Source organism: Sphingobacteriaceae bacterium GW460-11-11-14-LB5 (assembly GCA_002151545.1).
In the GTDB taxonomy this organism is placed as follows: Bacteria; Bacteroidota; Bacteroidia; order Sphingobacteriales; family Sphingobacteriaceae; genus Pedobacter.
In genome coordinates, this window is sequence record CP021237.1 from 2,531,621 (window position 1) to 2,547,651 (window position 16,031).

Sequence of the window (16,031 nt, forward strand, 5' to 3'; positions counted from 1 at the left end):
CACATACCCGAAAATCATAATCCGTCATTGCGAGAAGGCTTTTTCAGCGGACAGCTTGTCCCGACCTTTCGGGGAAGCAATCTTTCTAGCAAGGATGGCTAGCTGGAAAGATTGCTCTACTAAACGCTGTGGTAAAAAAAATGGAGAAACCATTAATTAGATTTCTCCATTTCGCTACGCTTCAGTCGAAATGACGAATACCATATTACTTCACTTCTTCTAATTTTAGCACCACACTGGTCCTTGTGGTATTAAGATTGGGGTTAAAACCCACTTTCATTAAGAAATCACCCGTATAGGTTTTGGTAGCATCTATCGATGATTTTGTACCTGGATAAAGGTTGATTTCTTTAATCTGGTATTTTTTCGCTGCATCTAACCCATTGAGTTTAATCGGATATTTACTGTTTTCGCCATACCGGTAGTTTACCAGGTAATTAAAAATAACAGCTTCAGTTTTTTCTGCATTTACATATAACATCGATGCAATGCTGCCGCTACGCGGATTGGCTAACCGGTATTGTTCGCCTTGCCAGATGGTTTGTTTTACATCATTATAGTTTTTAATGGCCTCCTGGCAGAATTGAAGTTCCTTTTCAGGCAGTTTGCTTACCACGATATCAAAACCCAATTTGCCCATCATGGCAACATCAGTACGGAATTTGATGGGTTGTTTCCCCCAATCGGTTACATGGTTAGCACTGCTGATGGCGGGATAAAAATAAGAGTACTCCCATTGCATAAATATGCGCTCTAATGGGTCGGTGTTATCGCTCGGCCAAAACTCTGTAAAATACTGTAAGGCAGCATAATCTACCCTACCACCTCCACCAGAACATAACATCATGGGTACCGTTGGGTATTTTGCGCGAATTCTTTGCAAAACACGATACAGTCCCCTTACATAATCGATGTAAAAATGAGATTGATTTTTTAAGTGCGCGGAGTATGCATTGTAGATGACCGCATTACAATCCCATTTAATATAAGCCAGTTTCGGATTTTTAGTAAACAGACCATCCACCACACCGAAAACAAAATCCTGTACTTTTGGATTGCTCAAGTCGAGTTCTAATTGGTTCCTGAAATAATATTCAGGTCTGTTAGGCTGTTTCACCACCCAGTCAGGATGTTTTTCATAAAGTTCACTTTTAGGGTTAACCATTTCAGGTTCAATCCATATTCCGAATCTGGTTCCAACGTTATCGGCCTCTTTTACCAAAGAAGCTATTCCGTTTGGCAATTTCTTCTTATTCTCCTGCCAATCGCCAAGCCCGGCATGATCATCGTTACGCGGATATTTATTCCCGAACCAGCCATCATCAAGCAAAAAGAAATCGACACCCAGTTTTTTGGTATCTTTTAATAAATCGGCCAGCTTTTGCTCATTAAAATCGAAATAAGTGGCCTCCCAATTGTTTAAAAGGGTTAACCTGCTGCCTTTTCCATCTAATATTTTATAGTTACGTGCCCAATCTTGCAATTTTCTGCTGGCATCGCCTTTTCCCTGATCAGAAAAAGTATACAAAAAAGCAGGGGTTGTAAAAACTTCACCAGCTTTTAAGCTATAGGGAGAGGCATAATTGTTCATTCCGGCAATAATGCGGAGGTTATCCTGGTAATCCAGTTCAAGATCGATCTTGAAATTACCGCTCCATTCCATCGCTCCATACAAAACACTGCCTTCATTTTCTTCCGCTGGTTTATCTAACGAAATCATAAAAACCGAAGGTTGAAATAAATTTGCCCTCGTACCCAATTTGCTATCTAAAGTTTTAATGCCATGGGTAATTTCACTTTGTTCGGGTTGCATTTCCTTGGCCCAATCGCCATGATACTGGTTTAGCCAAAAACGCGGTGACTTTAGGTGCAGATTGGCTGAGGCATATTTATGCAGCACCACAGTTCCCTTTTCGCTATGTTTAATCTCTGTCCATTGTTCTATCACATCCTGTTTGTAAAAAGATTTATAGAACAGGCTTACCTCAAAATTATAAACGGGATCTTTTAATCTGATCTTTATTAAACTTACATTATCATCAATAGCAGTAATCGTATGATCAACGTATTTCAGATCAAGCGAGTTATTACCATCGGCATGGGTAACGCTAATGGCGGGTTCGACCAGGTTTCTTGATCCTGAAGGCGTATACACCGAATTAAGCTGTCCGGTATAATCTTCAGTCTGTTTATATTGCGCGGTAACCTGGGCATATTCTTCTTTGTTAGCCAGTTTTTTTCCAAAAAATATGGTGTTTACATCTTTTTTGGCATTAGCCTGTAGCACCAAAGCATGATGCGCGGTTTCGACGGGTATGATACTTTGGGCTTTAATATTGCCGATGGTAAAAAGTGAAACGGCAAGGGCTAATGCCCCATGTTTCATGTAACCTGCAATTTGATCTGATTTGTTCATTTGTGTTTTCAATGTTAATCGGGTAATGTTTATAGGTAGTAGTTGATTTAAGTTTATTTTTTTAGTGTTATTTTAATCATAGTGGCATCTTTTCCAGCTAAATTCAGAGCCTGGTTGTTTTTTAAATCTTCTGTTTTATGTGTGAGTAAATTTTGGGCGTTGTACACCTCATCTTTGTTTAAACCAATCCTCGAAAAATCTAACTTAAAAGGTTTTGTTTTATCGTTATAATTAAATATGGCCAGGTATTTTACATTTCCAACCTGTTTTACAAAAAGTGGTGAGGCCAGTTTAGCCCTGTTCCCTTCTACCGGAACAAAAGCTTTTCCATCCTGTAACACCTGAAGAATTTCGGTATTGTTCAATAAACGCTGAGCGGTACTGCTCCATTTTCCTTGTTTGGAAAAATCATCGCCATTGATGCAAGTCCCTGTAACGATTGCGGATAGAAATCTAGCCGTATTTTCCCCATCAGATTGATCAGAGAATACCACATGGTCGGCATCGATATAATCGTAAAGATAGGTTTGCCACCAGCCATTGCTCAGGCCGTTTAAAGTATACTCTGTATCTTTTATCGATTTAAAAGCATCGCAGGCTATTCTGCGCATGTGTATGTACCGTGCAGAAGCTAAACTTGGCGATATGGCTGCGTAAACCAGCATTTTATGATCCAGCTGTTTTAATAAAAATTCCATGCCTACTTTATAAGCCTGCATTCCGGTGGTAATGTTGGGATCGTAAAAATGATCGGATTCTATTGCTGCGTGACCTAAGAAGTCGATTTTAATCATTTCAAAACCACATTCCATAAACTTTTTGATAACGGCAGCCATGCGTTGCTGTGTACCCGGATGTGTTGGATCTAAGGCCCTTGCTCCATCTATATCGTGGTAACCTGAGCCAACCTTGGTCCACATCTCGCCAAATGTATAATTGCTGCCTTCTGCCTTACGATTCCCCCCTCCGGCAAATCCCCAGTCAACAAAAGGTGCCCAATAAATCCCGGGTTTTAATCCTTTCGATTTTGCATAATCAACAAAGGCTTTTAGTTTGGAGTAGTCGCCTGTTAAGCCTCCTTTCAGCAGGTTATCCCAATAAGAATCGAGGTCGATATAAGCCACACCACCACTTCTGAAGGTTTTTAGGCTATCAGCAAAAAAATCGACTACCTGATTGGCCTTTTCGAGTGTTATTTTCTCTTGCATTACCCCCCAACTGTTCCAGCCTACAGGAGTTCCGGCTTTCCATTTAAAAACAATAGGCGGTTCTGCTATGCGGTTAGCCTTTGCATAGTTTTCCATGCCCGAACGCCAATCGGCAAAAGCACCAAAAAATACTCTGGCAGAACTGATCGAATTGCCTTTTAAATAACCATGTTCAATTTTATCGCGGGTGATGTTTTCTTCAGTATAACCACAAATGGCCTGTATAGCTATTTTTTTGTCGCTATCTGCGGCGGTAATGATGCCTGTTTTCCAGTTGCTGTGTTCTATAGATCCGATGATAAAACCATTTCTGGATTGATCGTGGTATAAAGCGGTAACCTCTGCACTCGGATTGCTCGTATTGGCCTTCAGTGGAACAGCATGGTAAGAAATAAAGGTATCGTTATCAAACGGCACGAATAAACTGGTGGGTACGTCTGAAACCTCCCGGTCGGTTAAATTTCCGCTTAAAGGCACCATGTGGTTGATGGATAAATCAACCCCTTGTAAAGTAAGGCTTATCATAAAATAATCCAGACCTGAGTAGGTATAAAAAACCTGCTGCATATTAGGCAAACCAGCTTGTTTCAACAGGAAAACATGTTTAAATCCATTTCCAAAACCATCTTTAATAGCCGTTTTGGTATAGCTAATTTGCCGGTAATCTGTTGAACTGAGCATCTTTTTCTGATATCCTGCCTGAGAAAAACCATTTGATAAGAGTTGCGTAGTGCCATTTAAAACCTGGAAAGTGCCGGTTTTAAGGTTGTAGTCTATTTTTCCAGCTTTACCATAATTGATTACAATGGCAGATGCAGACCGCATTGAAAACAACAGGATGAATAAAATCAAGAATAACTTATGCCTGAATAAAAATTTAAAAACCATGTGTTTATTTAATTTTGGTCGACATTATCTCGGTTAATTTTCCATTCATTTTTAGCTTTACCTTTTGTGGGGTGGCCGAAGCGATGCTGTAATGGGTAATTTTACCATCTTTCCAATTTATATCAACCGTAAAATTACCTCTGGCTTTTAATCCTTTAATTTCACCAAAACCTTTCCAGGCATCGGGAATAGCAGGTAACAGTTCGATAAAACCATCATGGCTTTGGATCAGCATTTCTGCAATAGCTGCCGATGCACCAAAATTACCATCAATCTGAAATGGCGGCCCGGCCGATAACATATTTGGATAAACACCTCCGCCAGCGCCGTAATTAATATCTGTTCGTAATGTAGGTTTTAAAATCTCTCTAAACAGTTTAAAAGCCCGGTTTCCATCCTGTAGTCTTGCCCAAAATAACTGTTTATAAGCAATTGACCAACTTGGCCCGTCATCTCCCCTTACTTCAAGCGTTTTCTTTGCCGCCTCCGCAAGTGCGGGCGTAGCCGTTGGGGTAATTAATCCGGCAGGATAAACCCCGTATAAATGTGAGATATGACGGTGCTGAGGATCGGTTTCTTTATAATCTTCCAGCCATTCCTGTATGCGTCCGTCTTTACTGATTACACCTATTGGTGGAATAGATTTTAATTTTTCCTGTAATGATGCACTAAAGGCTGCATCAGTTTTAAGCAGTTTAGCGGCTGTAATTACGTGGTTAAAAAGTTCTCTCACAATCTGGTTATCGATCGTTGGTCCCATCGAAATACTCGCAGTTTTTCCGTTCGGAAGGTAGAAGGTATTCTCTGGCGATACCGAGGGTGAAGTAACCAACCAACCCGTTTTTGGATCTTTCACTAAGGCGCTTTGATAAAATGCTGCTGATCCTTTCAAAATCGGGTAAATGCTTTTCAGGTATTTTAAATCGCGGCTATAGGCAAAATGATCCCATAAATTGCTGCATAACCAGCCCGAACCTGCATTTGAAGCGCCCCAAGAAGCACTTTCGCCAGGCTCTGTAAATCCCCATACATTCGTAATTACGTGGGCAATCCATCCATCGGCATTGTAATAGGCTTTTGCGGTTTTTGCACCAGGACCGGTTAAATTTCTTACCAATTCAGCCAGTGGAAGGTTTAACTCCGAAAGGTTGGCGGGCTCAATAGCCCAATGATTCATCTGTACGTTTACATCTAAGTGGTAATCGCCATTCCATGGGGTATTAATCTGGTTTGCCCATAAGCCCTGAAGGTTTGGTGGCAAAAGCCCTACCCTTGTACTGCTGATGCTTAAATAGCGACCAAACTGGAAGAACAAAGCGCTTAATGAAACATCATTTTTGTAATCTTTATAGAAGCGCTCTAACCTTACATCTGTTGGCAGTTTGGCGGCTGCGCCCTCTCCTAAATTGATTTTTAACCTGTTGAAAAGTTTACCAAATTTTGAGGTATGGTCGGCCAGTTCCAAGCTGTAGGCCTTCTTTTTAGCGTTTTGTAAAACTTGTTTTACCCTCGTTTCAAAATCGGCATGTTTAAAATCGGTTTCTGCCGCAACGTAAATAATCAGCTCAGTTGCATTTTTTACTTTGATGATATTGCCTTCATTTGTTACTGTACCATCTTTCAATTGAGTGCTTACGCGGCTCAGGTATTTCATCCCCTTACCATCAGTGCCGTTATCGAGTTGACCAAACATCAGCAGTTCATTACCTTCGCTGGCTAATGTTGCTTTTTCAGACCTGCTAATGGAAATATTGCAGTTCAGTTTTTTAGGCTGATCTGCCGTGATCCTGATTACGTTAACATCATCATCAAAACTGCAGAAATATTCTCTTTTGTATTTTACGCCATCGAGCGTAAATTCGGACACTGCAACGGCTTTATCTAAGGATAAAGATCTTTTATAGGTCTGTGGACTTACATTTTTTACGCCTGGGTAATCAAAATCGAGCTGAAGGTTTCCAAGGGTTTGGTATTTACCCCAGTTTGCGCCACCCGATCCCTGCCCTTTGCAAACAAAATCGCGGTTAACCAATTCCTGGGCCTCATCATTTTTTCCTTCCAATATCAGCTGCCTGATTTTGGGCAAACTTTTGTAGGCTTCGTAATTGTTGGCATCTTGTTTTCCGCCGCTCCACAAGGTAATATCGTTCAATACAATATGCTCCCTGGTAATTCCGCCATCTGGTGTCATGCCGAGTTTACCATTACCTAAAGGAAGGGTTTCTTCCCAGATTTTGGCCGGTTTATCGTACCATAATGTTAAAGGTTGCTGTTGGGCAGCGGCATTTTTACCGATAAAAAACGAGCATAGTGTAATAAAAATAAGTTGCTTTTTATACATTTTTCATTTGTGTGTTGTTGTACGATATGAATTTGATCCGGCCGTCGGGATCGTCATTTCGAACGGAGTGCAACGAAGTCGAGAAATCTTTCTAGATAGATCTCTCCATTCCACTGCGCTCCAGTCGAGATGACGGAATTAAATTATTAATCAAATCAATTATATCAAAAAATTACTCTTTATTCCAGAACCTGATTTCGCTCATATTGCTATAATTTCCATCACCAGTGGTTACATGTTTAATCCTGATGCGAATATAACGAATTGGTTTTCCTGCGTTGTCCAGTTCGGCGGTTATTGCATTTTTGCCATCATCACTTCTGGTCACATCTTTTAAAAGTGTCCAGCCCTTACTGGTGGCTTCAGCTGGCCAGCCATTATTGCTTGCTGATAAGGTAGTTGTGGCATTGGTTAAATCAGCTGTTCCCCAAACCTCAAAACGATCCGGATTATTACAGCAATCCCTTCCGGTTTCTTCTATACGCGATAAATTGCTATATACTTTACCTAAATCGAAAGTTATTACATGTGGCATACCACTATTGCCGGCACTGTGAAAAATGTTCGGATAACCCTGTGGTCCAACGCTTCCATCCCAAAGTTTACTGATGCTGGTACCCGATTCGTAGGTTGGTGCATCCCCTGGCAAACGTACCTCGGCAAAAAGTGAACGATCGCAAAGTACATAAGTAAAAATCTTGGGGAAAGTAGAAAAATCGCTTACCGAAAATACATCCAGCGATCCTTTACCCGGAATATAAGATGATTTATAGGTAATATCGGTTCCGGCTTTATAATCAGTAAGTGTAATAGCGGTATCGGCGGGTAAAAGCGTTTTATCTACACTTGTACCTGCTGTATTGGTATATCTGATTATCGTATTGACGTTGATGGTATCAGGTGTTTTAAAATTTAGCTGAACAGAACCATTGCTGTTTATCACATATGGTGTGGTGGCATTGTATGGCCTGTTCAATAATCCAGATTGATATAGAGGGCCAAAAACCCGTACATTTCTAGCCTCTATCGGGATAGATTTATGCCCCTGGGCATCGTACGAATAGATGGTAAACGTGTAGGTATATTCGCTCAAATTCGGAATAATCACCTTTATTGTATCCGTTGGATTATGACTGCTCGCCGTAACGACAACTGAATCGGCGTTGTTATTCCAATAAACCACATATTTACTTACACTTGGATCGGGGCTCGGATTCCACCATAAAGCAGTTCTTAAATTACCAGGTTTGGTTACAATGTTGGCCACACGGCCGGGGTAAATAATTTCACCGTCTTTTAAAAAATCTTTAAAAGCAAGATCATCTTTGGTACAGCTAAGTATCACTGTAACCAACAGCAATAGCAAACCGCTAATTTTATATATACTTTTCATGTTCGAAAATTTATCTTCTTATATTAATTATCTTGGGTCGCCGTAAAAGGCCATTTCCATGGCATGTGCAAAAGTACCGTTAGACCATGTGGTGCTTACCGATAAACGGATATAGCGAACTTTAGGGTTTGTTAGCGGAAAGTTGAAACTTACACCAGCCTTTACAAAATCGTTATCTGCAGTAGTGTGTGCTACGGGTGCCTGGCCAGAAGGTGGATTTGGATAATTATAATTCCCCATGTTTATCCAATCGCCTATAACCGTACCAACCGGTGCAGACAAAGGCAGCTGTGCATCGCGTGGAACAGCTACATCAGAGCCCCAAATGGAGAATACTTTTGGATTTCCATGTCCATAAGCAAATTTGTCGCCGCCATCTGGTCTTTCCCATAAAATAAAGCGGCTTAATTTTGCGCTGATACCTAAACCAAATGTTGCTATTGCAGGCATTGCCCCACCCGGCGCCGTGTGCCATCCGTTCGAGTTACCGTCTGTTTTGCCATCCCACAAATAAGGAAGATCCCAGCCATAGGCAATTACGCCATCAGATGGCAGCCTGTATTGAAAAAATTTCCCTCTATCCAACAAGGTTTCAAAAAATGGGGTAACTGTTTTATAGGTGGTATCAGAAATATTTCCAAAATTATCCGTTACGTAATACCCAATCTTCTTCGCAACCGGTGCATAACCCCTAACCGAATAATCGAAAATTTCGGTTTTGCCATAATGCTGATCAATTACATCCGAAGTATTGTTATCGGCAACATTTAAAAGAATTATACCCAAATTGTTTTTTAAGGGATTAGTTCCCGTAATTTTTATGCCTCCAAAATCAGCCTCGGCATTAATCGTTGGCTTTAAAAGCAGGTATGGTGGCGTATCGGGATTTACCTTTACGATAACGGGATCTGACTTAACCTCTGCCCTGCTTACCGCATACAACGTAACATCATAACCCTGTTTTTTCGCAAAGCCATCTACCATAATAGAATCAGAATAATAACTCGATTTCGTTTCTCTTGTCGTTACACCGTTTATTTTGTACTGCGCCAGCACATACAAAAGGTTTTTCGAGTTCGGCAAAGAATAGGTAATGTATGCGCCGCCATTAAAATTATCAACTTTAATATTGGTTACCACCCCAGGCTTGGTCATATCTGAAGAAGCCGGATCGTTATAGGTTTCCATTTTTTTGCAGGCAGCTATGCTCACCAAAACAGAAACGATAAAGATTAGGTAAATACTATTTTTAATATTTTTCATCATTTTGAATTTATTTTCAATGGTGATGAAGCGATGATGCAGGTGAATAAAAAATTATTCTTTACGCCAGACATCATGGTTTCATTTCTTTAAATATTTTAAACTACCAATAAGGATTTTGAACTAAGTTTGGATTTACCACCAGATCGTAGCTTTTTATTGGCCATAAATAATCTTTTAAACCAAATACCGGGATAAACTGTGTAGTTGGACGATAGTAATTCACCGCTTCTGCATTGTTTATACTCCAGCCTTGGATCGGATTATTTAAAACCGCCTGAAGTTCTTTCCATCTTCTTAAATCCCAGCCGCTCTGACCTTCAAAACAAAGCTCAATTCTTCTTTCCTGGTGGATAATCTGTCGCAACCCTTCTTTGGTATTAAATTTATTCGGATTTTTGGAAAAGTTTGTCCACGAGGCTTGTACACCTTGTAAACCAGCTCTTTGCCTCACTTTATCCACATAAGTAAACACTTCTGCGGTAGGCCCATTCACCTCGTTTAATGCTTCTGCATATAGTAAATATAATCCAGCCAATCTGATCAAAGGCAAACGGAAGGCTGAAGGTTGAAAACCATCATCATAAACAGATGCATAACTAACCAGTTTTTTAGGCCAATAACCCGTAATATTTAACCTGATGTTATCACTTGGTGCCGCAAATCCGCTACCTCTTGCTGATACATAATACAAAGGATTAGCCGGGTCGTCCTGATTATTTCTTCCATTTCCAAACCAGATACCTCCGTCAAAAGCAATATCTGCGTAAAAACGGGTTTCGCGGGCGAAATGGCCTTTTATCGTTTCGTAACCCTGCTGAATGTAATATCTGCTGGCATTGTCGCCAGCTTTAATGGTATTCCTGCCGGCATAATCCCAGGTTTTATCTTCCGTAATCGGCACCCCGTTAACTGTATAAAAAAGTTCTTGGGTACTTATTGGAGCCGAAAAAGTAGAAGGATTGGAAAAATTATTGACCGCAGATTTTGCCGTGAGCCTAGGCGTTGCAAATCCTTGATAATTAAATTCCGGGTTTGATGCCCAAATGATTTCCGGATTCAACTCCCACCTTTCTGCTACAGCATTCTGTACATCTAATTCTCTTTTTAACGAATCGGATAATTTGCCCACTGTTGATGGCGAATTGAAGGTATACAATTTAATTCCTTGTGCTTCGGCAGCGGTAATGGCAACTTTCGCCGCATCAGCCGCTTTCTTCCATTTCTGCGCATCATAAGCTGCAGGGAAAAGGCTAACACCATCTTTATCTTTAAAACTCACATAATCAGGATTGCCGTTAAAAAGCGGACTTGCCGCTGTAGTTAATACATCAGCCTTTACCGAAAGTGCAATTACACTGGTTACCCTGCCCAACTCAGTTGCCTGACTTGTAATCACTGCAGGTAGATCAGGAATAGCCTCATCTAATAGTGAAATGATATAATCTACCGTTTCATTTACCGGAGCTCTTTTAATCCTTACCTCGTCAGTGGTACTGTTTATGGCTAAATTGTTTTTAATTAGTGGTATTGGACCATACATTTTAAATAACACATAATGATAGTAGGCCTTTAAAAATTTAGTTTCTGCTGTCCAGCGTTTCTTTTCGGTAGCACCTAAATCAATAGGCTTATCGATATTCTCGAGCATAATGTTACAGATCCTGATGGAGCGCCAGAGGCTGTAACTTCCTTCTTCTCCATCCCAGGTGTTTAGTCCTGGTTTTGCAGCCGTTTGTGTTCCTCTCAATAAATTAAAGCCTGTTCGGTTAAAACCTTGAAAATTATCAAGTGTATTCGAGTAAATCAGTTCTGATGAAGTGGTAAAACTTGGATTTGAAGCCACATCGTTCATCCGTTGCAGATAGGCATAACACGAATACAGGTAGTTTTCGGCTTCATTTCTGTTTCTGAAGGCATAATCAAGCGTACCAATATCATCAGGTGTTACATCCAGGTACTTTTTACAGGATACCATGCTGCAAAGCACTAAAACAATGCAACTGTATGTGAAATATTTTTTTATCGTTTTCATTATAAGGTTACGTTAAGACCAACATTGAATACCTTTTGTATTGGATAGGCAAAACCGTTTCCACCTTGCTCCGGATCCCACATTTTAAAAGGACTCCAGGTAAGCAGGTTTAGCCCGTTGAAATAAATCCGGCAGGAATTCAGCTTTATTTTAGTAGAAATGCGCTGAGGCAGGGTATATCCAAATTCTACAGATTTCAAGCGCATTAAGCGGCCATTTCTCATCCACCAGGTGCTCGTTTGTGCATTATTTTCTAAATCGGCAGCATTAACAGCAAGCCTTGGATAAAGCGCATATAAATTCTGGTTTTCCGGCGACCAGTGATTCTCTGCAAAATCTTTCAATAATTGAGTATTACCTAGAATATATTGCTGATTGCTCGGCACAAAAGGACTTACCCGGGTTGGATCGATAAAGAAAGTCATCCTATCCTGTCCGGTAAAAAAGGCAGAAAGATCGAAACCTTTGTATGATGAACTGAAACCAAAGCCATATACCACTTCAGGAGATTGAGGGAAACCGATATAAGCTTTATCAGCATCATCAATTCTACCATCGTTATTTAAATCGCGGTACTTAATATCACCCGCTCGTGGTGCTTTACCATTTGCAGAGAAAATCTGTGTTGGCGAGTTTTGTACTTCTTTATCATCAACAAACAGGCGTTCGGCTATATAACCAAAATTTCTGCTAATGGGCTGTCCGGTGGTATAACGGTAAGACTCTGCCCATTGCGGTTCTTCATAATTAATGTATTTGTTTTTGGCGAAAGTTAAATTAGAGCGTACGGCGAAAGAAAATGCATTCACATTAAACTTATAATCTAACGATAAATCGATCCCTCTCGATCTGGCCTCACCCACATTGGCACCTACACTGGCTTCTAAACCCAAAGTGCTAGGCAGGTTGGCACGAGCCATATAGATATCATAGCGATAATTATTATATACTTCAGCAATTAAATTCAAGTTTTTGAAAAGCGTAGCTTCTAAGGCCAAATTGGTTTGTTGTGATGTTTCCCAGGTAACATCTTTATTTTCGTAATTATTGATGAATACCCCACTGCGGTTAGAAGCGCCATTAAACCCAAATTGGGCATAATTTCCGCCGCCATTTAAATTTACTTCTGAGATATAGAAGAAACGTTGTGCACCAATGGCATCGTTACCCACAATACCATAACTACCTCTTAATTTTAAGCGGTTAACCACGTTGGCAATTCCACCGGTCCAAAATTTCTCGTTAGAGAGCACCCATCCGGCACCAATAGTTGGAAAGAAACCAAAACGATGGTCTTCTGAAAACCGTTCAGACCCATTATAACCAAAATTAGATTCTAAAAAATACCGGCTTTTATAAGAATAGGTTAAGCGTCCGGCTAAACCCAAATTCCGGTAAGGAAGCGAATTCTGCAGGGAACTGGCGTTACTGTAAACGGTTTGTTGTGCCGTACCAATTAAGGTTCCACTAACATTATGATTACCGAAAGATTTATCATAATTTAATGATGCCTGTGCATATAAAAAAGTATTGATATTGGTATTACCTGGATTATAAGACAGGTATTCTTGTGCAATGTTTGGCGCACCGCCCGTTACCGATGAATTAAGCCAGTTTAAAACATAGGTATTACTTTGCTTATCGTAAGAACCAATATTATAATAAAATGGAGAGTATGCCCTTTGCGAATCGAAATACGAATACCTGTTGGTACTAAAAATAGATTTAAAGGAAAGGCCTTCGGTAAAGAAATCTAACTTCTGATTGACTTCAAACTGTGCCGACATGCGCGATTCAGAAGAGTTTTTATGTCCGCGTAACATCGCAGCGTAAGGGTTGTTATCCAAAATACTGTTTACACCTGCTCCACCTCTATTTCCAAAAAGAATATGTTGCGCATTTTGGTTGGCGGCATCGGCCGGATAAAATGCCGGAAAAGAAACCGGACTGGTATGTACAGCGATATTATATAAATCGGTCGAAAAACCCCCATCTGTTGCCAGAGGTCCATTATATTCGCTAAAATTACCCGACAGGCGGACTACCATTTCGGTGGTTTTACTTAAATCGATATTAATATTAGAGCGTAATTGGTAATTGCGGAATTTTACATTATTATCGTTGTTATTCCGCTCATCCTCTTTAAGTATACCATTATCTAAATTGTAAGAACCTGCAATATAATAACGGGCCACGCCACCACCGCCACTAATGCCAATATTGGCCCGTTGTGTACTGGTCCGTTTTTTAAATAACATGTCTAACCAATCTACGGCTGGATAAACGTATTCGTTATAACCAGGACTTTTATTTATTGTAGCCTGTGTATTAATAATCTGGTTAGGTGTAAACATGGGGTCCATGCCTCTGCCAATTGATGCTTCGTTAAAAAGTTTCATGTAAGTAATCGGATCAGCAAGCTGCAGGCTCTTTACCGATTGAGAAGCAGAATTTTCTAACCGGAAGCTTATTTTGGCTTTGCCTTCTTTACCCGATTTGGTGCTCACTAAAATAACACCATTTGCACCCCTTGCACCATACAATGCCGTAGCACTTGCATCTTTCAAGATAGAAAAGCTTTCAATATCGTCAACTTGTAAGCGTGCTAAATCTGAAGCACTCAGCTCTACGTTATCAATTAAAATAAGCGGATCTTGTTTATAACCAAAAGTAGTTACCCCACGAATAAAAAACTGCGAGTTATCCTGCCCGGGCTGTCCGCTACGCTGGTACCCGATTACACCTGCTATCTGGCCTGAAAGCGCATTGGTCAGGTTACTTGATGGTATTTTAAGGTTGCCAACTTTTACCGTTGTTACCGAACCAACCAAAGCTTCTTTACGTTGTTTCTGTCCTAAGGCGGTAATTACGACCTCTTCAGATAACATATTTTCTTCAGTTAATTTAATGTTCAGCACATTCGCTGCACCAACTGTGGCCCTTTGCTCCCTGTATCCCACATAAGAAAACCGAAGTATTTCTCCAGGTGTTACATCAAGTACAAACTTTCCGTTATTATCGGTCTGTGTACCCACATTAACCTTATTAACAACAGCTACCGTTACCCCGGGCAGCCCTACCCCAAGTGTATCTGTAACCTTACCCGTAATGGTTTTCTTTCCCGTTTGAGAAAAACCTTCAGCAGGCATAAAAATCAGGAAAAATACAAGAACCGAACCCGTCAATATCATTGCATTTCTTAACCTGTTGGACACCGATAAGTGCCCACAAAACAAAAATAATTGCTTCATTTGCTAATTAGCTTTTAATGAGTGAATTAAAACTATTTAAGATAGATGTAGATAGACGGCAGGTTAATGCCCTTTAAGATGTTGTAAATCTGCTGGTCGCCATGTAGCGATCATAAAAGACGGAAATTGCTTTCCATTAAAGTAATTTGTAAAATTTCTCATATCGTTTTGGTTATTTGGTTAATGAAAATGTAATCGGGATTAGGGTAAATCAGCTCATTTACTTGTTTCACATTTTATAAAGGGAAACTAAGCGCTGGAACGCAAGTAAATAATCATTTTATCCTATCCTATCCTATCCTACTATTTTCGAATACAATTATAAACAAAAAATTTAATATTCCAACTTTCTAGAGATAAATCGTTTAAGAATAATGAGCAGGATTAAAGGAATGAATCGAAGGCCTTAAAAAAAGGCGTAAAAGCATGACATCTCTGTTAATTTACATTTGTTTTTAGCGTCATTGCCTAAATCGATCGTCATGCTGTCCTGAAGCTTCGGGATCAGCATCATTCCTGCTATTGAGAGTCCCTGATTCTAAAAAACTATCAAGTGTCGGCACAAATATTTATTTATTTTTCCGCTCTATGCCGCGATGGCATGGTACTTTGGAGCGCCAAAGTACCCAAAACGCTTTGTCAATCCGGCAATGAGCTTTTTGCTCAATCCCATGCACATCAAAAAAACAGCGGCACTTCGTTTAATCAGGAATTGTTTTTATTTTCTTTGGTCTGATTGAGCCCTTCGGGGTTTGTGTTCAATATTTTTTTTAAATTAAATCATCGTTATGAACACAAAACCACTGCGTTTCAGGTTTGTTAGTGCCAGTTGCCCTAGACAGCACCTGTTTTTTTGATTTTTTCCGCTCTTGGGATTGACGGCGTCCTTAGTTAAAATCCGTGCTTTTATTAAAGTTGGTTTGCATTATGCCTAAACTATTCTTAAAAAAAGATGTGTCCACACGATAAAACTAATGTCGGGACACTGTCATCTGGTTTATCAACAAAGCTTGTGTGCTTTTAGCAACATACCGGGAACAAGCCATCCGGTTATAAACCTGGCAGAAACGGTAGCCTCCGATTTCTTCTATCGGAGCTAATTGGATGGCAGGACTGTATTGGCCAGGAATTACAGCGCGGTCGTTTTCAAATAAAAGAATAGCTTTTGATGTAAATTTATGCCGCTTCTTAAGTTTTGAATAAGAAATTACACCAGCAAGAAGCATGAACGAGCTG

8 protein-coding genes are annotated in these 16,031 nt (G+C 40.1%); all 8 read right to left on the bottom strand.

The window, feature by feature from the left end; translation table 11 throughout:
• Positions 1-205: 205 nt before the first annotated feature.
• The 8 genes from CA265_10275 to CA265_10310 all read right to left on the bottom strand — a co-directional run bounded on the left by CA265_10275 (position 206) and on the right by CA265_10310 (position 16,021).
• Positions 206-2,416, bottom strand: coding sequence for an alpha-galactosidase (locus CA265_10275; protein ID ARS40014.1), 2,211 nt, complete (start codon positions 2,414-2,416; stop codon positions 206-208).
• A 53-nt stretch (positions 2,417-2,469) separates the two neighbouring features.
• On the bottom strand, positions 2,470-4,449 hold the full coding sequence (locus CA265_10280) for an alpha-galactosidase (GenBank protein ARS42953.1): 1,980 nt from the start codon (positions 4,447-4,449) through the stop codon (positions 2,470-2,472).
• Positions 4,450-4,516: 67 nt separating this feature from the next.
• Positions 4,517-6,853 (bottom strand): glycoside hydrolase, encoded by a 2,337-nt coding sequence (locus CA265_10285; protein ID ARS40015.1) that lies wholly within the window; start codon positions 6,851-6,853, stop codon positions 4,517-4,519.
• A gap of 172 nt (positions 6,854-7,025) precedes the next feature.
• On the bottom strand, positions 7,026-8,246 hold the full coding sequence (locus tag CA265_10290; GenBank protein ARS40016.1) for a hypothetical protein: 1,221 nt from the start codon (positions 8,244-8,246) through the stop codon (positions 7,026-7,028).
• Positions 8,247-8,273: 27 nt separating this feature from the next.
• Positions 8,274-9,500, bottom strand: coding sequence for a hypothetical protein (locus tag CA265_10295; GenBank protein ARS42954.1), 1,227 nt, complete (start codon positions 9,498-9,500; stop codon positions 8,274-8,276).
• A gap of 112 nt (positions 9,501-9,612) precedes the next feature.
• Complete coding sequence (locus tag CA265_10300; GenBank protein ID ARS42955.1) at positions 9,613-11,535, bottom strand: RagB/SusD family nutrient uptake outer membrane protein; 1,923 nt, start codon at positions 11,533-11,535, stop codon at positions 9,613-9,615.
• A gap of 8 nt (positions 11,536-11,543) precedes the next feature.
• Positions 11,544-14,795, bottom strand: coding sequence for a SusC/RagA family TonB-linked outer membrane protein (locus CA265_10305; GenBank protein ID ARS40017.1), 3,252 nt, complete (start codon positions 14,793-14,795; stop codon positions 11,544-11,546).
• Between the two features lie 971 nt (positions 14,796-15,766).
• Positions 15,767-16,021: a hypothetical protein gene (locus tag CA265_10310; protein ID ARS40018.1), complete on the bottom strand. Its 255-nt coding sequence runs from the start codon at positions 16,019-16,021 to the stop codon at positions 15,767-15,769.
• Positions 16,022-16,031: the final 10 nt, after the last annotated feature.

Excerpts from the sequence above, each read along its gene's own strand:
- CA265_10275 (ARS40014.1), bottom strand. The coding sequence starts at position 2,416 with ATGAACAAATCAGATCAAATTGCAGGTTACATGAAACATGGGGCATTA.
- CA265_10280 (ARS42953.1), bottom strand. The coding sequence starts at position 4,449 with ATGCGGTCTGCATCTGCCATTGTAATCAATTATGGTAAAGCTGGAAAA.
- CA265_10285 (ARS40015.1), bottom strand. The coding sequence starts at position 6,853 with ATGTATAAAAAGCAACTTATTTTTATTACACTATGCTCGTTTTTTATC.
- CA265_10290 (ARS40016.1), bottom strand. The coding sequence starts at position 8,246 with ATGAAAAGTATATATAAAATTAGCGGTTTGCTATTGCTGTTGGTTACA.
- CA265_10305 (ARS40017.1), bottom strand. The coding sequence starts at position 14,795 with ATGAAGCAATTATTTTTGTTTTGTGGGCACTTATCGGTGTCCAACAGG.
- CA265_10310 (ARS40018.1), bottom strand. The coding sequence starts at position 16,021 with ATGCTTCTTGCTGGTGTAATTTCTTATTCAAAACTTAAGAAGCGGCAT.